The organism is Pseudomonas sp. YH-1 (assembly GCF_051990045.1).
GTDB lineage: Bacteria > Pseudomonadota > Gammaproteobacteria > Pseudomonadales > Pseudomonadaceae > Pseudomonas > Pseudomonas nicosulfuronedens.
Genome location: NZ_CP178184.1, coordinates 6,448,118 through 6,467,501 on the forward strand (window position 1 = coordinate 6,448,118; position 19,384 = coordinate 6,467,501).

19 protein-coding genes are annotated in these 19,384 nt (G+C 66.1%); 5 read left to right on the top strand and 14 right to left on the bottom strand.

All coding sequences use genetic code 11. The annotated features are described in order from the left end of the window. Positions 1–16 precede the first annotated feature (16 nt). The 5 genes from ACKI1H_RS29880 to ACKI1H_RS29900 form a co-directional block, all read right to left on the bottom strand. Entirely contained in the window at positions 17–340 is a 324-nt protein-coding gene (locus ACKI1H_RS29880; protein WP_440467208.1) for a DUF3325 domain-containing protein, read from the bottom strand. Continuing rightward, positions 340–1,863, bottom strand: coding sequence for a PepSY-associated TM helix domain-containing protein (locus ACKI1H_RS29885; RefSeq protein ID WP_440467209.1), 1,524 nt, complete (start codon positions 1,861–1,863; stop codon positions 340–342). The genes ACKI1H_RS29880 and ACKI1H_RS29885 overlap by 1 nt, the downstream gene beginning before the upstream one ends. After that, positions 1,860–2,147: a DUF3649 domain-containing protein gene (locus ACKI1H_RS29890; RefSeq protein WP_138522028.1), complete on the bottom strand. Its 288-nt coding sequence runs from the start codon at positions 2,145–2,147 to the stop codon at positions 1,860–1,862. Before ACKI1H_RS29890 ends, ACKI1H_RS29885 begins: the two co-directional genes overlap by 4 nt. A 132-nt stretch (positions 2,148–2,279) precedes the next feature. Next, positions 2,280–2,867, bottom strand: a complete 588-nt coding sequence (locus ACKI1H_RS29895; protein ID WP_138522030.1) for a hypothetical protein — start codon at positions 2,865–2,867, stop codon at positions 2,280–2,282. Positions 2,868–3,163: 296 nt separating this feature from the next. Next, positions 3,164–4,561, bottom strand: coding sequence for an aminotransferase-like domain-containing protein (locus tag ACKI1H_RS29900; RefSeq protein WP_138522032.1), 1,398 nt, complete (start codon positions 4,559–4,561; stop codon positions 3,164–3,166). Between the two features lie 138 nt (positions 4,562–4,699). Between ACKI1H_RS29900 and ACKI1H_RS29905 the strand changes: the two genes are divergently transcribed. Both ACKI1H_RS29905 and ACKI1H_RS29910 read left to right on the top strand, forming a co-directional pair. Next, positions 4,700–5,587 (top strand): DMT family transporter, encoded by an 888-nt coding sequence (locus tag ACKI1H_RS29905; RefSeq protein WP_138522034.1) that lies wholly within the window; start codon positions 4,700–4,702, stop codon positions 5,585–5,587. Between the two features lie 441 nt (positions 5,588–6,028). After that, positions 6,029–8,059: a DEAD/DEAH box helicase gene (locus ACKI1H_RS29910; protein WP_440468928.1), complete on the top strand. Its 2,031-nt coding sequence runs from the start codon at positions 6,029–6,031 to the stop codon at positions 8,057–8,059. Positions 8,060–8,435: 376 nt separating this feature from the next. Here the strand turns inward: ACKI1H_RS29910 and ACKI1H_RS29915 are convergent, their stop codons facing one another. The 7 genes from ACKI1H_RS29915 to ACKI1H_RS29945 form a co-directional block, all read right to left on the bottom strand. Then, positions 8,436–9,221, bottom strand: a complete 786-nt coding sequence (locus tag ACKI1H_RS29915; RefSeq protein WP_440467210.1) for a 3-hydroxybutyrate dehydrogenase — start codon at positions 9,219–9,221, stop codon at positions 8,436–8,438. Positions 9,222–9,263: 42 nt separating this feature from the next. Beyond that, positions 9,264–9,467, bottom strand: coding sequence for a YceK/YidQ family lipoprotein (locus ACKI1H_RS29920; protein ID WP_440468929.1), 204 nt, complete (start codon positions 9,465–9,467; stop codon positions 9,264–9,266). Beyond that, positions 9,452–9,811, bottom strand: a complete 360-nt coding sequence (locus tag ACKI1H_RS29925) for a YceK/YidQ family lipoprotein (RefSeq protein WP_440467211.1) — start codon at positions 9,809–9,811, stop codon at positions 9,452–9,454. Before ACKI1H_RS29925 ends, ACKI1H_RS29920 begins: the two co-directional genes overlap by 16 nt. Before the next feature lie 34 nt (positions 9,812–9,845). Then, positions 9,846–10,979: an ABC transporter permease gene (locus ACKI1H_RS29930; RefSeq protein WP_138522042.1), complete on the bottom strand. Its 1,134-nt coding sequence runs from the start codon at positions 10,977–10,979 to the stop codon at positions 9,846–9,848. Positions 10,980–10,988: 9 nt separating this feature from the next. Further along, a complete protein-coding gene (locus tag ACKI1H_RS29935) occupies positions 10,989–12,161 on the bottom strand; it encodes an ABC transporter permease (RefSeq protein WP_138522044.1) in 1,173 nt (390 codons plus the stop codon). Next, positions 12,143–13,114, bottom strand: a complete 972-nt coding sequence (locus ACKI1H_RS29940; protein ID WP_138522046.1) for an HlyD family secretion protein — start codon at positions 13,112–13,114, stop codon at positions 12,143–12,145. Before ACKI1H_RS29940 ends, ACKI1H_RS29935 begins: the two co-directional genes overlap by 19 nt. A gap of 85 nt (positions 13,115–13,199) precedes the next feature. Beyond that, the gene (locus tag ACKI1H_RS29945; protein WP_045210811.1) at positions 13,200–13,679 is read right to left on the bottom strand and encodes a phosphate-starvation-inducible protein PsiE; all 480 of its coding nucleotides are present in this window, start codon (positions 13,677–13,679) and stop codon (positions 13,200–13,202) included. A gap of 185 nt (positions 13,680–13,864) precedes the next feature. Between ACKI1H_RS29945 and ACKI1H_RS29950 the strand changes: the two genes are divergently transcribed. After that, positions 13,865–14,146 carry a DUF3509 domain-containing protein gene (locus ACKI1H_RS29950; protein ID WP_138522048.1) on the top strand — a complete coding sequence of 94 codons (282 nt, stop codon included), beginning with the start codon at positions 13,865–13,867 and terminating at the stop codon, positions 14,144–14,146. Positions 14,147–14,415: 269 nt separating this feature from the next. After that, complete coding sequence (locus ACKI1H_RS29955) at positions 14,416–14,682, top strand: YebG family protein (protein ID WP_017519065.1); 267 nt, start codon at positions 14,416–14,418, stop codon at positions 14,680–14,682. Positions 14,683–14,738: 56 nt separating this feature from the next. On the opposite strand, the gene ACKI1H_RS29960 is transcribed toward ACKI1H_RS29955, so the two are convergent. Then, the gene (locus ACKI1H_RS29960) at positions 14,739–15,773 is read right to left on the bottom strand and encodes a Glu/Leu/Phe/Val dehydrogenase family protein (RefSeq protein WP_138522050.1); all 1,035 of its coding nucleotides are present in this window, start codon (positions 15,771–15,773) and stop codon (positions 14,739–14,741) included. A 155-nt stretch (positions 15,774–15,928) separates the two neighbouring features. Between ACKI1H_RS29960 and ACKI1H_RS29965 the strand changes: the two genes are divergently transcribed. Beyond that, positions 15,929–16,738 carry a SirB1 family protein gene (locus tag ACKI1H_RS29965; protein WP_440467212.1) on the top strand — a complete coding sequence of 270 codons (810 nt, stop codon included), beginning with the start codon at positions 15,929–15,931 and terminating at the stop codon, positions 16,736–16,738. A gap of 22 nt (positions 16,739–16,760) precedes the next feature. Here ACKI1H_RS29965 and ACKI1H_RS29970 read toward each other — a convergent pair whose 3' ends face one another. Next, on the bottom strand, positions 16,761–19,289 hold the full coding sequence (locus ACKI1H_RS29970) for a LuxR C-terminal-related transcriptional regulator (protein WP_440467213.1): 2,529 nt from the start codon (positions 19,287–19,289) through the stop codon (positions 16,761–16,763). Positions 19,290–19,384: the final 95 nt, after the last annotated feature.

Sequence of the window (19,384 nt, forward strand, 5' to 3'; positions counted from 1 at the left end):
CAAAAACCTGAAGGCCTCAGCCGAGTACAGCCAGCACTCCGCCTATCACCGGCATCGCCGCCGCCGTCGGCAATGCCCAGCGTGGCCGCCAGGCCAACAGCAGGACCAGCGTTGCACCCGCGATCATCAGCAGGCACGCCCAGTAGACGATTCCCAGCTCAACGCCGATGACGTGGATCGCGTAGGCCAACGCCAGCGCACCGTCCACCAACGCGGCGATCCGCAGCAGGCGCACGCGTGACTGCGACGGCGCGCTGCCGAACAGATCACGATGATGGCGGGACAGCGACAGGCAGGCCGCCGCCAGCGCCAGCAGGTTGAGACCGAAGACCAGCAGCATCAGGCGTACTCCTCATTGCGGGCACGACGCGCACGAACGGGCTCGGCGCGCTCCCGCCCCAGTCGCCAGCCGAGGAAGGCGCAAAGACCGCCGATCAGCAGCAGGCCGAGATCGATGCCGACCATCATCCAGTCGCCATTGGCGAGATGCGTCGTCACCCGGCCCGGCTCAGGGCCGAACAGGCTCAGGACTGGCAGCAGAACAGCGAGCGCCGCCAGGGCGACGAACTGCTCGCGGGCCATGACGCGGCTGCCACGGCGCAGCAGCGCGTGGGCCAGCGCCAGCAGCCAGATCACCACGAACGCGGTGGCTTCCCAGCGGGTGCGCTGGAGCAGGTCGGCCGGTAGCAGCCGCGACGCGGCCAGCAGGCCGAGCGAGGCAATCGGCAGCCCGCCGCAGACCGCGCCATTGAGCGTGCGAACCAGCGCCAGGCCTCGGTGCCCTTTCGTCTCGCGCTTGCTGACCCAAACCTGCAAGCCACCGAAGACCATCACGCAACCCACCAGGCCGAGGACGAAATACATGACCCGCAGTAGGTCGTTGCCGAACTGCGCCATGTGCAGGCCGGTCAGCCAGGCATAGGTCTTGTAGCCCGGTTTGTAGGGCTTCTGAACGTGCAACAGCGCACCGCTGCCAGAATCGAAGGACACAGTGCGCTGGTCGTTGACCATGCTCTTGTCCACCGCCTTGCGGATCTGAACCATCGCCGCCGCATCGCCCGGATTCTCGATATTGATCCAGCCGACCTGGCTGTCATCGCCCCAGGCTTCACGGGCCTTGAGGATCATGTTGTCGATGGACTTGGTCGCCTTCGCCGGCTTGCCCAGCGCCTCGCGGTCGAAGGCGCCCTGCACATCATGGAAGAAATGCTCCATGTCGTTCTTGTAGGCCACCTTGATGCCGGCGGTCATATAGAAGGTGATGAAGATCGCCAGCCCGGTGTAAGCCATCAGCAGATGGAACGGCAGGCCAAGCACACCCAGCACATTGTGTGCATCGAGCCAGGCACGCTGCCTGGCGGCCTTCGGGCGCAGGGTGAAGAAGTCCTTGAAGATACGGCGGTGGACGATCACACCACTGACCAGCGCCACCAGCATGAACACGCCGGCCACGCCGACTACATAGAGACCGAGCATGCCGCCGTGCAATTCGTAATGCAGTTCGAGGAAGAAGTTGCCGCCAACGGTCTTGGGCAGCACCGCGCCGCTTTGGGCGTCCACCAGGAATGACTGGAACTCGCTGAAGTCCGCCGGCTCCCAACCCGCCGTCCAGTAGGGCATGCGCTCGGTGGGCGGGTGCATCCAGTAGCCGTGGGCCTTGGGCGCGCGTTCGACGATGAGCTCGCGTACCTGGTCAGCGCCGACCTTGACCTGCTCCAGCTTGTGCAGCTGCGGCGTCATCCAGCGGGTGAGTTCCTTGTCGAACACCGCAACGGTGCCGGAGAACAGCACGACAAAGAGAATCCAGCTGACCAGCAGCCCGGCCCAGGTATGCAGGCCGGACATCGATTGACGCAGGCTCATGGGCGCACCGCGTAGGCAGTGGGCAGGAAGGCCGCCAAGCCCAGCACGACGCTCAACGCCAGCGGCGCCCAGACCGCGCGCCACGGGCTTTTTGCGCCAAAGGCATAAAGGATGGCGGCAACCCAGACAATGAAGCAGGCGAGGCTGGCCAGCGAAACACGGTCCGAACGCGACATCGGCAGATAGACGCTGAAGAAGGCCGTGGCGGTGTAGGCCAGGGCATAGCCACCGACCACGGCGCTGAGAATGCGGGCTGCGATAGTACCGGCCTGGGCTGCGCTCATGCGTCGGCTCTCGGTTGGGTCGGGCGCGGGGAAACGCACATCGAGGTGAATCCTGCGAGGCGGCCCGGGCACAGCCCAAGGCACGCGATTGAAAAGCGGAATTATATGATATTGGTTCTCAATTAAAAGAACTCAGCAGCGCCGTTTGTGAGTATCTGTGTCGAAAATTCGCTGAACGGCATAGGTGGCGGTCACATCCATGGCGCGCAACAGGCTGTTCATCATCCGGTCTGCTTCGGCGGTCAGGCGCGGAGGCGGTTGTTCCTCGAGAATGCGGGAGGCGCCGGGGGTCAGCTCGACCGCAGCCACCACCGAGCCTTTGCCGAACAGGTACTCGTAGATCAGCAGGTAGTCCGTGCCGGGCAGGTCCTTGAAGTCGGCGATACGCCGCAACACATTGATCGAACCGAGTATCCAGTCCCGGCTTTCGGTGAACTCCAGCACGCCGAGGCTCCAGGTCTGGGTCGTCTCGTCGTAATGGTTCCACGCTGGCGAACGCAAGTGCTGGCTCCAGCCCGCCACCCAGGCCGCCGCGGTAGTGCCCTGTCCCAGTTCGCACAGCTCGGCCCAGGTCAGACCGCCTCGTCGGTGGTGATTGCCGTCGAGCCATTGCTCGAGATCCCTGAAACAGGCGGCAGAATCCGCTTCCCTGGAGAGGAAGGCCTCAAGTCGGGGGCGGGTGATGGAAACCTTCAGGTACAGCTGACACGGCTCGGCCATAGGGGTGTCCTCTTTTTCTGATCCAACGATTCACTTCGGATCGCGCATCTCGCTCCGAGGTGCTGAATCGATAATCCTAGAGGTTTGCCCTATGCGCGGTTCGCCCTACCTTTTCGACCGTGGAGTGGTATTTTTCGGATTGAGTTGTACATCTGTTCAACTTTCCGCAGGCTTTTCAGCCGCTTCAGGACTCATTGCCCAACCTGCGTCACTTCCTGCCAGCGCCAGGAGAGGGAAGCGCACCGAGTTCGCACGAAGAAAAAAGAATACTCGACCGGTTCTGAACGAAACTCCTGTCAGCGCACACACGCTTTCCTCATGGCACGCTCAAGCCCTTCGAAAACTCGCGGCGACAGGCATTGGGCAACGTTGAAGCGCAGGTAGCCCGTGGCGCTCTGGCTCAGGCTGAAGACGTTGCCAGGCGCCAGCACCAGATTGTCCGCCAGTGCAGCGCGCGAGACCTCGGCGGCGTCCAGCCCGCCCGGCAGGCAGGCCCAGACGAACACGCCGCCGCGCGGTTCCAGCCACGGCTGGATATCCAGCGTGCGCAGACGCAGCAGCGTCTCGCCCATGGCGTCGGCCAGGCGCCCGCGCAAGCTGTCCAGGTGGCGACGGTAGCTACCCTTGCGCAGCAGTTCGTAGAGCATCTCCGCGCTGAACGGACTGTTGCCAAAGCTGGTGGCCAGCTTCAGGTCCACCAGGCGCTCGCACCACTCGGGTTTGGTGGCGATGTAGCCGCAGCGCACCGAAGCTGACAGCGTCTTGGAAAAACTGCCGACCTGGATCACCCGCTCCAGCCCGTCGAAGGCCGACAGGCGCGGCGCGCTCTCATGCTCGAAGTCGCCGAAGATATCGTCCTCGACGATCAGCAGGTCATGGGCCTCGGCCAGCTTCAGCAGACGATGGGCAACCAGTGGCGAGAGCACCGCGCCGGTGGGGTTATGGAAGGCCGAGTTGGTGATGTACAGGCGCGGGCGATGCTGGTCCAGCAAGGTCGCCATGGCGGCGACGTCCGGCCCGGTCGGTGTGTAGGGCACCCCCACCACCTGCACGCGGTGCGCGCGCAGCAGGGCCTGGAAGTTGAAGTAGCCGGGATCGTCCACCAGCACGCAGTCTCCCGGCTCCAGCAGGAAGCGGCAGACCAGGTCGATGGCCTGGGTGCCGTTGTCGGTGAGTACCAGCTGTTGCGGTCCGACTGGCACGCCATAGTCCGCCAGTCGGCGCGCGAGCTGTTCGCGCAGGCCGGAATGGCCGTAGGGACGGCCGTATTCCAGCAGACTCGATTGCGGCGCGCGGGCGATCTGCCGCAACGCCCGGCGCAACTCCTCCTCCGGCAGCCAGGACGGCGGCAGCCAGCCACAGCCGGGTTTGAGCGAGGTGTCGGCCGCCTCCAGCGATTGTCTGGAAATCCACAGCGGATCGATGCTGCGGTCCAGCGCCGGGCCAACGTCCGCCAGGGACAGCGGCGGCGCATGGCCGGCGACATAGAAGCCGGAGCCCCGGCGCGCGGCGATCACGCCGTCGGCGGCCAGCCGGTCATAGGCTTCCACGACGGTGGTCTTGGACACTGCCAACTGCTCGGCCAACTGGCGAATCGACGGCAGTCGTTCTCCCGGCACCAGCGCCCGCGCGGCCAGTCGCTCGCGCACGTGGTGCATCACCGAATCGACCCGCGTGCTCTTTGGTCTGCCCATGCCGCCCTCGCCTGCCTCTGGGTAATGTGTACCGAGATAATTTACGGACAGTTTGCGAAAATTGTACCTTTCTGTCACTGGCCGCCCGGCGGCTCCGCGCGCATCCTCCAGGCTCGCTCTCCTGCCGGAAGACCCACCATGAACAACACCCACACTCTCGCCACGAACAGCAACCTCGGCGGCTGGCTCAGTGGCTTCCTCGGCGTGCTCATCTTCAGCGGCTCGCTGCCGGCAACGCGGGTAGCGGTGGCCGACTTCGACCCGACCTTCCTCACCCTCGCCCGCGCCAGCATCGCCGGCCTGCTGGCCGCGGCGATCCTCATCCTGTTGCGGCAGAAGCTGCCGGCGCGCAAGGACCTGATTCCCCTGCTGGTGGTCGCCGGCGGCGTGGTGGTGGGCTTCCCGCTGCTCACCGCGCTGGCACTCAAGCATGTCAACTCGGCCCACGCCATCGTCTTCGTCGGCCTGCTGCCACTGGCCACCGCGCTGTTCGGCGTGATCCGCGCCGGCGAACAGCCGCGTCCGGCGTTCTGGATCTGCTCGCTGTTGGGCAGCGCCGTCGTCGCCGGCTTCGCCCTGTCGCAGAGTGGCGCGGGTAACTTCACCGGCGACCTGCTGATGCTGGCCGCCGTCGCGGTCTGCGGCCTGGGCTACGCCGAAGGCGGGCGCATCGCCCGTCACCTGGGCAGTTGGCAGGTGATCTGCTGGGTGCTGGTGCTGTCCCTGCCGTTGATGCTGCCACTGGCCTGGTACACCCAGCCGGCAACCTTCACCGGCGCCAGCTGGCCGGCCTGGATCAGCCTGGGCTACGTGTCGCTGTTCAGCATGCTGATCGGCTTCTTCTTCTGGTACCACGGCCTGGCCACGGGCGGCATCGCAGCGGTTGGCCAACTGCAGCTGCTGCAGCCTTTCTTCGGCCTGGCACTGGCCGGCCTGCTGCTGCACGAGCAGATCAGCCCGCTGATGGCCGGCGCCACTGTCGCCGTGGTGCTATGCGTGGCGGGGGCGAAACGCTTCGCCCGCTGACCGCCGGTTTCCTTCCGCGTCCCGCCCGAGAAAAATCGCGGTATCATCGGGCGTTTGCGTACTCGGCTGGACTGCCGGAAGGACACTCGGATGAAGCCACCCGCCGAATCTCCACTGCCTGCCGTGGAGCGCGACGAACTCGCGCCCCGGCCACGGCTGACCCTGGGCAGCCACGTGCACAGCGGCTTCGACCTGCGCAGCGGGCGCATGCAGAACATCTCCCGCCACCGCGCCGCGCTGGCATTCCTGTATGGCGACATGCCGGTCTCGGGCAGCGTCACGCCGCGCTCGGGCCGCGAGATCCGGGTATTCCGCGACGACCAGATCGTCCGCGTCAGCCGCGAGCTGGAGCTGGAGTACGCCTGGCGCCTGGACCTGCGCGAGCTGGGCTTTAAACCGGCGATGCGCCGCAGCGACGCGCTGGAGGACAGCGCCGGGGAAATGTTCGAACTGCCCGACGACAGCGCCTGGCAGGCGTTCATGCGCGAGGGCCTGCCGCACCTGCGCGAACAGGGCTGGGAAATCGACATCCGCCCCGAATTCGTCTTCGACCTCACGCCGGTAGAGAACTGGTACGCCGAGATCGAGGAAACCGACGACCGCCAATGGTTCGACCTGGAGCTGGGCATCGAAGTGGAAGGCCGGCGCATCAGCCTGCTGCCGGCGCTGATCGAACTGATCCGTCGCATGCCGGCGCTGCTCGACCCGGTCGCCCTCGCCCGCCACGCCGACGATGAACAACTGGTGTTGCGCCTGGATGCCGGGCGCAACCCGATCCACACCTGGCAGACCGCCTCCGACCGCCCGCTGCGCGTCTCGCTGCCCTTCGGCAAGCTCAAGCCGCTGCTGGGCACACTGTCCGAGTTCTATATCGGCGAGCAGCCGCCGGTACGTCGCCTGCGCATGGGCGCGCCGGACGCCGCGCACCTCACCGAACTGGAAGAGCTGCCGCTGACCTGGCAGGGCGGCGAACAGCTGCGCGAGATCGCCCATCGCCTGCGCGACTACCGCGCCCAGCCGGCGCAGATTCCCGACGGCCTCAACGCCGAGTTGCGTGCTTACCAGCACGAAGGCCTGAGCTGGATGCAGACCCTGCGCGAAGTTGGCGCCAGCGGCATCCTCGCGGACGACATGGGCCTGGGCAAGACGTTGCAGTCCCTCGCCCACGTGCTGCTGGAAAAGCAGGCCGGCCGCCTGACCAGCCCGGCCCTGGTGATCATGCCTACCAGCCTGATCCCCAACTGGCTGGACGAGGCCGAGCGCTTCACCCCCGATCTGCGCGTGCTCGCACTGCATGGCGCCGGGCGGCGCAAGGCGTTCGCGAAGATCGCCGAGCACGACCTGATCCTCACCACCTACGCCCTGCTGCCCCGCGATGCCGAGAAGCTCGCCCAGCACGAGTATCACCTGCTGATCCTCGACGAGGCGCAGAACATCAAGAACGCCACCACCAAGGCCGCCCAGGCCGCGCGGCACCTGCGCGCGCGCCACCGGCTGTGCCTGACTGGCACGCCGCTGGAGAATCACCTGGGCGAGCTGTGGTCGCTGTTCCACTTCCTGCTGCCGGGCTGGCTCGGCGATGCCCGGCAGTTCGCCGTGGACTACCGTACGCCCATCGAGCGCCACGGTGACCAGGGCCGCCTGGCGCACCTGGCCGCGCGTATCCGGCCCTTCCTGCTGCGTCGTACCAAGGAGCAGGTCGCCTCGGAACTGCCGCCCAAGAGCGAGTTCATCCAGCACATCGAACTCAGCGAGGCGCAGCGCGACCTCTACGAGACCGTGCGCCTGGCACTGGACCGCAAGGTACGCGACGAGATCGCCCGCAGAGGTCTGGCGCGCAGCCGGATCATCATCCTCGAGGCACTGCTGAAACTGAGGCAGGTCTGCTGCGACATCCGCCTGGTGAACAAGGAAGCCCCGCCTCCCACCGGCAAATCCGCGCGTGCGGTGACTTCGGGCAAGCTGGTCTACCTGCTCGACATGCTCGAAGAGCTGCTCGCCGAAGGCCGCCGCGTGCTGGTGTTCTCGCAGTTCACCTCGATGCTCGCGCTGATCGGCGAGGCTCTGGCCGAGCGCAACCTGGAATACGCCCTGCTGACCGGCGACACCCGTGATCGCCGTGCACCGGTGAAGGATTTCCAGGAAGGCCGCGTACCGCTGTTCCTGATCAGCCTGAAGGCCGGTGGTGTAGGCCTGAACCTCACCGCCGCCGACACCGTGATCCATTACGACCCCTGGTGGAACCCGGCGGCCGAGAACCAGGCCAGTGATCGCGCCTACCGCATCGGCCAGGACAAACCGGTGTTCGTCTACAAGCTGATCGCCCGTGGCACGGTGGAAGAAAAGATCCAGCTGCTGCAGCGCGACAAGGCCGCCCTGGCCGCCGGCATCCTCGAAGGTACCGGCACCGACTGGCAGCTGGATGACGCGGACATCGACGCGCTGTTCGCGCCGCTGCCCAAGGCGGTCTGAGCCGCCGAGAGCGGTTCGCGAGCAAGCTCGCTCCTACCTGGAGCGACCCGGTGCAGACTGTAGGAGCGAGCTTGCTCGCGAACCAGCCCCAGCTCTCCGACGCCCCAGGCTTGCGCCTTCCTGCAGCAGCCAGCCAGGGCGTCGACGCTGCCCTGCTGCCCTACAGAGAAGAACCTTCTGACAACGCAAAAGGGAAACCCACTACATCGAGCCTCCCTTATTTGTAGGAATCTACTCCTGCGCCGAAGCAACGAGCCCGGCCCCGGCAGAGGCAGACGCCCCGAGTGAACCAGGGCTCTTGCCGGCGCGAGCAAGTCGACCCAGTGACCCCGCTCGTCCCCTTACGAGACGGGGTCATTGTTTTTCCGCTGGCGCCTTAGCGCATCCCCCAGCCATGGCTGACCAGCACCGACTGGCCGGTGAGCGCCGCCGAAGGGAAACTGGCCAGGAACAGCACCGTCTGCGCCACGTCCTCCACGGTGGTGAACTCGCCATCCACCGTCCCGCCGAGCATCACCTGCTTCACCACCGCCTCCTCGCTGATGCCCAGTTCCTTTGCCTGTTCGGGAATCTGCTTCTCCACCAGTGGCGTCCGTACGAAACCGGGACACACCACGTGGGAACGCACGCCGTGTGGCCCGCCCTCCTTCGCCAGGGTGCGGGCCAGGCCAAGCAAGCCGTGCTTGGCGGTGACGTAGGCGGATTTGAGCGGCGAGGCTTCATGGGAGTGCACCGAGCCCATGTAGATCACCACGCCTCCGCGCCCGGTCGGGTACAGGTGGCGCAAGGCTGCGCGGGTGGTGAGGAAGGCGCCGTCGAGGTGGATGGCGAGCATCTTCTTCCAGTCGGCGAAGGCATAGTCCTGCAGTGGGTTGACGATCTGGATGCCGGCGTTGGAAACCAGGATGTCGAGCCCGCCGAAAGTGGCGACCACCCGGTCGATACCGCTGTCCACGGCCTGCTCGTCGGTCACGTCCATGGCCACCGCCAGCGCCTTGCCACCGGCGGCTTCGATCTCGGCCACCACGCGCTGGGCGGCGTCCTGCTGCAAGTCGGCGATGGCCACCGCCGCGCCGGCCTGCGCCAGGGTCAGGGCGATCTGTTTGCCGATGCCGCTGGCCGCGCCGGTGACCACTGCGACCTTGCCGTTCAATGCGTTCATCAGAGAGCTCCCGGGGAAGTTGGAACTCTCACTCTAGACGGCTCAGTCGCGCAGCAACTGGATGTCACCGTCGCGATCCTGGCGGTACAGGGTATAGGGCAGCGCGAGCGTGTCGGCCACCGCTGAAAGGCCCATGTCGAAGATTGGCATCGGCGGAACGCGGTAAAGCGCACCGCCACGCCGTTGACCATCGCCATTCATCACGCAACGGCATGTCTGGACTCCTTTTCTCAGTCGCGTCGCAATTCGATGCTACCGTCGCGGCTTTGCCGATAGAGGGTGTAGGGCAAGGCCAGGGTATCGACGACGCCGGAAAGCGCCATATCCAGCACAGGCAGGATCGGTGGACCGAAGATATCGTTGGCCGGTGCGGAGGGCGGCGTATAGCCGGTGTCGGCCGGAGGCTCACCGTACAGCTGACAGGCATCCCAGACCACGCCGCCATAGACGCGCGGAATGGCACCGCAGTAGGTGCCCTTGAGCTTCAGGTCGCTGGCGTCCACCACACTGTCGCTGCGCAGGGTGTGGTAGGACCCACAACCGCTGAGCAACGCGACACCGAGCAGCAGGCAGGAACGGAGCATCGTCATATCGAAACTCCCTCTCGATAGCGAAAGCGGCAGCCTACCAGCCCTTGAGCTGGTCCCAGCGCCAGTTGCGGTACTGGTAGATCAGTGTACCCAACAGTCCATAGGCCGCCGCCATGGCGAAGAGGATGAGAATCCTGTCGGCCACGGCGGAAAGCGGCAGATTCATCTGGTTCATCTCCACCACCGCGCGGATCGCCCAGGTCGAGGGGATCGCGTCGGCCAGCAGCTGCACCCACTGCGGCATGGCCTGGGGCGGCCAGGTGAAGCCGGCCATGTAGAACAGCGGCAGGGTGATGAAGGTCATGGTCAGGTACACCGCCTCTTCCGAGGGCAGCAGCTCGGCGATGAACTCGCTCATGGCGATCACCGCCAGCAGGAACGGCAGCACCAGCCCCATCAGCATGAAGAACGAGGCCGTCTGCCGGTAGCCCATCATCCATGGCCAGATCACGTAGAAGAGCATCGCCAGCACCATCCAGATCAGCAACTGCGCAGCGTAGCGACCGAATCGGGTCGAGGTTGGCTGGCGCAGCGAGCGCGGGGTGCCGCCGCGCAGGTTGAGGTTCACCCGCGTGCAGGAGAGCAGCAGGCTGTGCTGCAGGATCAGCGTCACCAGCCCCGGCAGGACGATGGCGGCGAAGCTGGTACCGGGGTTGAACAGATCGGTCAGTTGGCCGATCGCCGGTTGCAGCAGCACATTCGACTGCTCCTCGGAGAAGCCGCCGCGCATCAGCCGCTCACGGTTGTAGCGCAGCGACAGCTCAGTGTAGGTGGCACTGATGTCCTGCTGGATCTGCCCGTTGGCCATGCGGTTGGTGGCGTCTCCGAAGATCGGCACCGTGACCGATTCGCCTCGCAATACCCGCTTCTCGAAGTCCACGGGTATCACCACGATGCCGAACAGCTCGCGCCAGGCGAGATCGTGCTGGGCTTCCGGCAACTGGTCGTAGGCGCGCGTGGCGATCTTCGGCGCGGCGTCCAGCAGACGGATCAGTTCGCGGGAGACTGCGCTGTGGTCCATGTCGATCACCGCCACCGGCAAGTCGTCCATGGTGCGGTGGGCGTACGGCAGGGTGGTCAGTGCCACGGACAACACCATCAGCAGCCAGAGTGGCTTGCCGAGCATGTTCTTCAGCGACTGGCGGAAGACGTTCCAGAAGTTCTCCATGGCGGCTCCTTACGCCGGGCTCAGGTCGAGGCGCCGGCGCAGGCGCATCTTGGCGATCATGTAGGCGATCAGCGGGTAGAGCAGCAGCTTGCAGCAGGTGTACAGGCCGGATTCGGCCGGCGCCTTGCGCAGGAACTGGTCGAACAGTCCGTGCAGGGTATGGGTCAGCGGCTCGGCCTCGGAGATGATCCGGGCGATCTGCGGCATCGCCAGCTCCGGTAGCAGCACCCCGGAATAAGTCTGCGCCACCCCGATCAGCAGGCCGATCAGCGAGTAGGCGCTGAAGCGGTTGGCGGTGAAGATGAACAACATCAGCCCGACGCTCTGGGCCGCCGCGACATAGCAGACGGTGATCGCCAGCATCCACCAGGGATTGCCGTTGATCCGCGCGCCATTGAGCTCCACCAGCAGGAACAGCTCGACCATCAGCAGCGTGCTGAACAGCAACGTGTAGGGCGCCATCTTGCCCAACAGCCGCGCGCCGAGGGCCTTGGCCCGCAGGATGTGCGGCGAGGACGCCCGCAGCTCAGGCGCTTCGCGCGCCAGTACGTGCACCGTGGCGACGATCACGAACAGTTGCAGCAAGTGCACGATGGCAGCGAACTGCTGGAAGTAGATGTAGTTGCCGCTGGCGTTGAACAGGCTTTCGTAGGACACGCTGATGCTGGCCAGCGCGGGCATCGCGCGGTCCATCCCTGCAGCCAGGCGCGGTCGCAGTTCGGCATTGACCGAGCTCATCAGGCCGCTGAAATCCTGGGTCGAGTAGAAGCCGGCCGAGTAGAACAGCGAGTTGTAGTAGAGCTCGGCAACGGGCTGGCGGCCGGACAAGGCGTCCGCCTCAAAGTCGCGGGGTATATAGAGCAGCGCATAGTCGTCGGCCATCCGCAGCCGACGAAGTCCCTCCTGCAGCCCGCCGCCGAGCACCTCGACCTTGGCATGGGAGCCTGCGTCCAACTCGCGGACGATCCGCCGCGACAGGCTGCTGTGGTCGGCATCGACCACCGCCACCGGCATGTCCAGTAGCGTGCCCGCCTGGTACACGCCGCTGATCACCACGAACAGCAGCAACGGCCAGAGCCAGCCAAGCCAGTGGATGGTCCAGCTGCGCAGGGCGACTCGCGTTTCGCTGCTGAAGGCCTGGGCGAAACGCAGCAGGTTGCGCCTTACTGCTTCCACTGCCACAGCGCACTCATGCCGGGGCGCAGGCCTTGCACCGGCTGGTCCGGATACAGGCGCACCTCGAAGGTCTTCAGATCGAAATCACCCGTGGCGCGGGTGGCGCGCTTGGTGGCGAAGTCACCGAGCGGCGCGATGTAGGCGACCCTGGCCTGCACTTCAGCGCCTTTGAGGGCCGGCACCTGGATGGCCACTTCGTCGCCCTTCTTCACGTCGGCCAGGATGTCTTCGCGCAGGTTGAACACGAAATAGCTGTCGGACAGCCTCACCAGCGTCAGCAGCGGACTGTAGGCGTTGACCAGCTCACCCTGCTCCGCCGGGATCGGCCCGACCTCGCCGTCCACCGGCGCCACCACGTTGAGGTCATCGGTCTGTGCCTGCAGTTCGAGAATCTGCGCATCGGCCCGGCGTACGGCGGCCTCCAGCGCCTGACGGCGCTCTTCGCGGTCACCCTGGGTGCCTTCATCGAGATTGGCCTGGGCCTCGGCGACGCGGTTGCGCGCCACGTCGCGGCCACGGCGGGACAGGTCCAACTGCGCCTGGGAAACGAAGCCGCGCCCGGCCAGTTCTTCGTTGCGCTGGTACTCCAGATCGGCGTTGCGCATCTCGGCCTGGGCCTGGGACAGGCTGGCCTGCAGGGCGCGCAGGGTTTCCTCGCGGGTACCGTGGAGGGATTCGTCGAGATTGGCCTGTACCTGGTTGCGCGCGGCGCGCAGGGAATCCAGTTGGGCCTGCAGCTCCGGGCTGCTGAGGGAGATCAGCACCTGGCCCTGCTTCACGTCGTCGCCGCGCCGCACATGCAGCACCTCGACCCGGCCCTTGGCCTTGGAAGCGACGATGACGTTGGTGGCGTCCGCTTCACCCTGCAGCAGCAGCGGCTGGGTGTGCAGGCGCAGGTAGAGGGTGACGGCAATGATCACCAGGATCAGCAGGGGTGCGAACAGCTTCCATCCCTTCATGGAGTGGTCTTCTCAGGCAGCGGATGCACCGATGGTAGTGCATCCGCTGCCCGAGCGGCGGCTCTGGATCAACGTCGCCGGGCGATCAGCGCTCGTCGTCGCTGATCAGATCGCGTTCGCTGCCGCGCTGCGGTGAACTCGGCGAGGGGAAGCGTGAGGAGGCGTAACGCACCACCAGAATCGCCAGGGCCAGCAGCAACAGCGCCACCGAGACCAGGATGATGCCGTCGTCGGGCACGTGGTTGTGCTGGATGTCGGCAATCATCAGGCGGGTCAGCGCGGTCATCGCCACGTAGATCAGGAAGCGCACCGGCATGTGGTTGGTCTTGAAATAGATACCCACCATGGCGCCCAGCTCGAGGTAGATGAACAGCAGCAGGATGTCATCGATGCTCGCGTGCCCCTTGCCGACCATCTCGCCGAACGCCACCGCCGCCGACCAGAACACCGTGCCGCCGATGGCGAACAGCGCCAGGTAGTGGAAGCCCTCCACCAGCAGATTGCCCAGGGATTCGGCGCAGCCGTGCATCCGCTCGCTCAGGCGCTCGGCCCAGTTCTGTTTCATTCGTCGGTTCTCCGCAATACAAGGCTTTGTTGGCGTGAAGCCTGCAAGTGCTACGCCATTGATCTTGCGCAGTCATGGCACACCCCTCTTATGGCACAAGAGCGCTGCGCGAATATGACTGCGAACTTTTTCGGCCGGCCCCGAGTCCATTCAGGGGCATGCCACAAAACAGGCAGGAACGAGTGATGGAAAGTCCCTTTCAGAAGCTGACCGACGCCTTCCAGGACGAATACCGCGTCAACTTCAGCCTTGAACGGCCAGACGGCAGCATTGTCCTGACCCTCTCCACCGAGGCAGGTGTCGCCGCGCGCCGTCTGATCCGCAATACCCAGCTGCAGGACCCAGAACAGCTGCAGCGCTTCATCCAGAGCATCCGCTTCGGCATCGCCATCGAGCAAGGCGGCACGGCGCCGCAGATGCTGGCTGCCATGACGCGCGGCGAAAACGGCCTGCCGATCGCGTCCTGAAACCACCCTCCGCAAGAACTCCTTCCTACAGAGCCATCTGACTGACGATTCATTGCGCCAGTCACGTGGCGGCAGTGCGCGCGCCTACCGGGCGCGCGCACTGCTTTGGGCCACTGCCGATACTGGCCAGATACAGGCACATCCCTCGCCGACGTCTACGCTGCTGGCAATGATTCGCACAACGGCAGTAGCATTGCGCAATCACTTTACTGTATAAATAAACAGTTATTTCGAACTCCCCAATCAAAGAGAAGGCACAGAGGTGATGAATGGCCGTCGAAGTGGTGTACCGCAGCAGCCGCGATCCGGAGCGCCTGTTCATGGATAAGGCAGAAGCCGACCGGCACGACAAGATGCTGGAGCTGGCGGAAACGCTGGCCGACGTGCTGCAGAAGGCGGTGCCTTCACTGAAGGAGGATCAGGTCGAGGAGATCGGTATCTTCATGGCCAGGAACCGCGACGCCTTCGCCCGCGCCTTCAAGAACCAGCCCGATGCGCTGAGCGAGATATTCAGCGAACCTGCCGCCGAGGAGTAAGCTCGCGCCTCCTCCAGGGGCGCGTCATCCGTGCGCTCCTGCAAGCGGCGAGGGCCTCAGTGCCCCGAGAACTCCCCATAGAGGATCCGCTCCGCCAGCTTGTCGGCCACTCGAGCCGGCGAAAGGTGATCAGCCTGGGCATGGGCATAGACCTCCGTCAGGCGTTCGGCAATGCGCGACAGATGCGCGGTGATGGTCGGCAGGGCTTCACCCTGGTGTTGCAGGGCGACGTAGATCAACCCGCCGGAGTTGATCACGTAATCCGGCGCGTAAAGAATTCCCCTCCCCTCCAGTTCATCGGCGACGTCCGGATGAGCCAGCTGGTTGTTGGCCGCACCCGCCACGGCGGCACAGCGCAGGTGGCCGACCACTTGTGATGACAGCACACCACCCAGCCCGCAGGGCGCAAGAATGTCGCAAGGCGTGGTGAGCAGCGCCTCGTTGGGCACAGGGCGCGCGCTCAGCTGTTCCACCGCCAGCTGCACCTTACCGGCATCGATATCGCTGACCAGCAGTTCAGCGCCCGCCGCCGACAGATGCTCGGCAAGCGCATACCCCACATTGCCCAGCCCCTGAATCGCCACGCGCAAACCATCGAGATCATCACTCCCCAGACGCGCCTGAGCGCTGGCGCGGATGCCGGCGAACACCCCCAGCGCGGTGTGGGGGGAAGGATCCCCGCCACTGGTGGTGCTGGTGACATGACGGGTGAACTGGGCGATGCAGTCCATGTCGGCGCTGGAGGTGCCGCTGTCCACCGCCGTGATGTAGGCGCCGCCCAGGGAATCGATCGCGCGACCGAAAGCTTCGAAGAGCTCGCCACGGTTATTGACATGCGGGGCTCGCAGAATCACCGCCTTGCCGCCACCCTGGCGCAGCCCGGCCAGCGCCGCCTTGTAGCTCATGCCCTGGGCCAGGCGCGCCGCGTCGCGCAGCGCGGCATCATGGCTGGGGTACGGCAGGTAGCGACAGCCACCCAGCGCCGGCCCGAGCCGGGAATTGTGGATGGCGATGATGGCCTTGAGTCCTGTGGCCGGGTCCTGGAAGAGATGCAGCGACTCGAGCCGGGTGGCTTCCATCATGTCGAACATGGCGGCGCTCCCTTGCTGGGGGTGGACGGCAGTCCGTAAGCGAATCCTTCTAAGTATAGGCAGCGCCTGTCACCTGACCGTCACGGGCGACGACCGTGCCACTGGACGAGTGCCCGGCGCTCCGGTTACAACCGCAGGGTCAGCCGGAGAACGCCATGGACCCGCGTCAAGCCTGCCTTGCCTGTCTTGCCCAGGACCCGCCCGCCCTGTTCGAGGCGGCCCTGTGGATCGCCGCCGAGCACGAACCGCACCTGCCGCCGGAACAGGCGCTACGGTTGTTCGACTCGCTCGCGCACCAGGTCGCGGTCGCCCTGCCCCAGGGCACAAGCGCTGCGGAGCGCGCGCAGTTCCTGCTGCGCCGGCTGAGCGAGCTGGGCTTCGCCGAGGACGACGAGTACCCGCTGCACCCGCGCGCCGCCCTGCTCCCCCAGGTACTGCAGCGCCGCCACGGCCAGCCTCTGTCACTGGCGCTGATCGCCCTGGAGATGGCACGGCGCAACGGCATCACCCTGGCCGGGGTGAACTTCCCCGGACGCTTCCTGCTGCGCGTGCCCGGCGCCGACCACCTGCTCGACCCCACCACCGGCCGCCGCCTCTATACCCGCGACTGCCGTGACCTGCTGGCGCGCCAGATGGGCGCCAACGCTGAGCTGTCCGCCGAGCACCTGCGCACCGCCAGCGCCGCCGACATGCTGCAACGTCTATCGCGCAATCTGCGCCAGTTGCACCTGGCCGCCGGAGAACCGCTGGCGGCGCTGAAGGATGCCCAGCGCGTGCTGGAGCTGGGGCCGCCCAGTGCCAGCGATCACCTGGCCCGCGCCGACCTTTATCACACGCTGGATTGCCCGCAGGCCGAACGCTACGACCTGGAGCGGGCGATGCTGCTCAGCGACGATGCCGCCGAGCAGGTGCGCCTGGCCCAGCGACTGGCGGAAATCCACGTGCCGCCCAAGGCGTTGCACTGACGCTTCAGACTTTCAGCAAGCCTCAGACCTTCAACAGACCGAGCTCCTTGGCCCGCGCGACCGCCTGGGTGCGGCGCTCCACGCCGAGCTTGCCGTTGATCCGGCGTGCGTGGGTTTTCACCGTGTGCAGGGAGATGTAAAGCCGCTCGCCGATTTCCAGGTTGGAACAACCCCGGGCGATCAGCTCCAGCACCGAGAGCTCGCGCAGGCTCAGCAGGTTATGCGGCGCCATCTCGCCGGCATGTGGGCGCAGGCCGAACAGGCCGGGCTGGCGGCGCTGGGTGTCGCGCAAGGTTGAGAGCAGCCCGAAGCGCTGGGCCAGGGCGACGCCCTCGTCCAGCGCGCTGCGCGCTTCGTCCAGGCTACCGGCGATGAAGTGAGCCTCGGCCAGCGCCAGCCAGACGTCGCAGGCCAAGGTATTTCGGCCCTGGCGCAGCAGGTCCGGGAGCATTGCCAGCAAGCGCTGCTGGGCGGCATCCACGTCGCCGTCATAAAGCTCGGCCAGTGCCAGATGGTGCTCGACCCGCAGTATCTGATCCGGAGCTGCCGCGGGCGGACTGAGGTGGTCGGTGCGATAACGCGAGGCTACGCGCTGGAGGACTTCTCGCGCCGGCCCTGGGCGATTCTGGCGCAGGTTCAGCGCACCGCTGGCGAGCAACAGCGGGCCGCGGTAGATCGGCTCGGGCACATGTTGCAGCTGCATCAGCCGCTCGACTTCCAGCAGGCGGCTGAACGCACCGTCGGTGTCGCCATCCAGCGCGTCCAGCCAGGCCATGCCGGTGAAGCCGTAGATCGAGCTCGGATCGTGGCTGCGGCGGGTTTCGTTCAACCCGGCGATGAACAGTTCGCGAGCCTCTTCGTCACGCCCCTGGCGCAGACACAGCCAGCCCCGGCGCAGGGCAACACGGCCGGCCATGGCATTGCAGGTGATGCGCATCTCGTCGAGGTATTCCTGCACGCGCGCCAGCAGTGCATCGGCACGCTGCAACTCGCCGCGCTGCTCCAGCCACTGGGCGCGGTCCAGTTCCAGCAGCGCCTCGAAAGTGGTGCTGCCTTGCAGGCGAGCGCGCCGCAGCGCCTCGCGGTTGATCAGCCGTGCCTCGGCCAGGCGTCCCTCGGCCTGGGCCTGCTGGGTCAACGCGGACAGGCAGATCAGGGTCTGTGCCCAGGCGTCCTCGGGCAGGTACGCCAGCGCCTCACGCAGCTGCTCGCGAGAGCCGGCCAGGCCACGAGCATGGGTGAGCATGCCGTTCAACCCCTGCCACTGGGCAATCAGTGCTCGCTGGCGGTGCTCACCGGGCATCGGCAGGAAACGATCAAAGCCGGTCAGCAGTGCTTCCACGTCGTCCAGGCGACCGACGAACAGCAGCGTCCAGGCGTTGAGGATGAGAAGACGTGGCGTACTGCAAAGCAGTTCCTCGGGAAGCGATTCCCGCAGTTGCAGCACACGCTCGACATTGCGCCCGTGCAGCAGTTGCTCCTCGGTCAGGCGCTGCAGCAGGCTGGCGGAAACATCCGGCTGCTCGGCGTATAGCGAGTGCTCGAACGCCGAGTGAATTTCCCCGCACTGGGTGAACCACTGGCAGGCGCGCCGGTGCAGGGTCGCCGCCGGCCAGCGCGACAGGTTCGCCAGCGCCGTCGCGACCATGGGCGCCACCTGGAACCAATGCTGGGTGTTGTCAACCGCTTCGATCAGCACGCCCCATGCCTGCAGGCCGTCCAGGCCAAGGCCGGGTTCGTCGAACAGGTAATCACAGAGTTCGCGATTGAAGCGGGCGATCTGCGCCAGACCGCAAAGGGTTTCCGCCAGCTCCGCCGGCAGGCTCGCCAGCACTTCGCGCTGCAGGTAGTCCTGCAGCAGGCCGTTGCCGGTCTCGGCCACCTGGGTGGCACAGGGTGCGATGGGTTCGTTGCCCAGGCTGAGCAGGCGCAAGCGCACGCCGGCGAACCAGCCGTGGGTGGCATCCTGCAGGGCTTGGCGCTGGGCCTGCGGCCATTCCAGGCCGGCAGTCTGCAGGTAGGCATCCAGCTCGATCTGGGTCAGCGCCAGAGTGCTGGCGCCCAGTTCCAGCAACTCGCCTTCGAGCAACAGGCGGGTGAGGTTGCAGGCCGGGCGACGGCGGCTGGCCAACCACCAGCCGATCTGCGGCGAGGCCACGGCGAGCAAGCGATCGAAACAGTCATCGAGGGCGGGATCGGGTGCACGGGGATAGTCGTCGAGCATCAGCCAGACCGGCTCACTGGCGTTTTCCAGCCAGGCCGCCAGCGCCGCTTCGCCGGACCAGGGCACCCCGAGCGCCTCGCCCAGCCGTTCGCAGAACTGTTCGGGCTCCAGGGCGCGACCGCCCAGCCCGAGCCAGACCAGGCGGGTGCCGGCCGGCGCGAGGCGCGCGCATTCGCTCATCAGCACCGTCTTGCCGCAACCGGGTGGCGCCACCAGCAGGCGCAGGCGGCACTCGGTGGCGCTCAGGCTGGCATGCAGCCGTTCGCGGGGCAGGTGCTGGCGGGGCAGGCGAGGCAGCGCCACGCTGTGCAGGGCGATTGTCGACATGGGCTTCTTCCGGCCATTTGCTGGCCAGACTATGCCGCCGGGCGAAGCGGGCAAAGGACCATCAGCCAGATTCATGGGGCGGTATAGCGCAGGTC

Coding starts and splice junctions, on each gene's coding strand:
- ACKI1H_RS29925 (WP_440467211.1), bottom strand. CDS start 9,811: ATGACGATGCTCCGTTCCTGCCTGCTGCTCGGTGTCGCGTTGCTCAGC.
- ACKI1H_RS29900 (WP_138522032.1), bottom strand. CDS start 4,561: ATGGGCAGACCAAAGAGCACGCGGGTCGATTCGGTGATGCACCACGTG.
- ACKI1H_RS29885 (WP_440467209.1), bottom strand. CDS start 1,863: ATGAGCCTGCGTCAATCGATGTCCGGCCTGCATACCTGGGCCGGGCTG.
- ACKI1H_RS29895 (WP_138522030.1), bottom strand. CDS start 2,867: ATGGCCGAGCCGTGTCAGCTGTACCTGAAGGTTTCCATCACCCGCCCC.
- ACKI1H_RS29945 (WP_045210811.1), bottom strand. CDS start 13,679: ATGAAACAGAACTGGGCCGAGCGCCTGAGCGAGCGGATGCACGGCTGC.
- ACKI1H_RS29960 (WP_138522050.1), bottom strand. CDS start 15,773: ATGTTCGACATGATGGAAGCCACCCGGCTCGAGTCGCTGCATCTCTTC.
- ACKI1H_RS29930 (WP_138522042.1), bottom strand. CDS start 10,979: ATGGAGAACTTCTGGAACGTCTTCCGCCAGTCGCTGAAGAACATGCTC.
- ACKI1H_RS29965 (WP_440467212.1), top strand. CDS start 15,929: ATGGACCCGCGTCAAGCCTGCCTTGCCTGTCTTGCCCAGGACCCGCCC.
- ACKI1H_RS29880 (WP_440467208.1), bottom strand. CDS start 340: ATGCTGCTGGTCTTCGGTCTCAACCTGCTGGCGCTGGCGGCGGCCTGC.
- ACKI1H_RS29910 (WP_440468928.1), top strand. CDS start 6,029: ATGTTCGAACTGCCCGACGACAGCGCCTGGCAGGCGTTCATGCGCGAG.
- ACKI1H_RS29890 (WP_138522028.1), bottom strand. CDS start 2,147: ATGAGCGCAGCCCAGGCCGGTACTATCGCAGCCCGCATTCTCAGCGCC.
- ACKI1H_RS29950 (WP_138522048.1), top strand. CDS start 13,865: ATGGAAAGTCCCTTTCAGAAGCTGACCGACGCCTTCCAGGACGAATAC.
- ACKI1H_RS29905 (WP_138522034.1), top strand. CDS start 4,700: ATGAACAACACCCACACTCTCGCCACGAACAGCAACCTCGGCGGCTGG.
- ACKI1H_RS29970 (WP_440467213.1), bottom strand. CDS start 19,289: ATGTCGACAATCGCCCTGCACAGCGTGGCGCTGCCTCGCCTGCCCCGC.
- ACKI1H_RS29955 (WP_017519065.1), top strand. CDS start 14,416: ATGGCCGTCGAAGTGGTGTACCGCAGCAGCCGCGATCCGGAGCGCCTG.
- ACKI1H_RS29915 (WP_440467210.1), bottom strand. CDS start 9,221: ATGAACGCATTGAACGGCAAGGTCGCAGTGGTCACCGGCGCGGCCAGC.
- ACKI1H_RS29940 (WP_138522046.1), bottom strand. CDS start 13,114: ATGAAGGGATGGAAGCTGTTCGCACCCCTGCTGATCCTGGTGATCATT.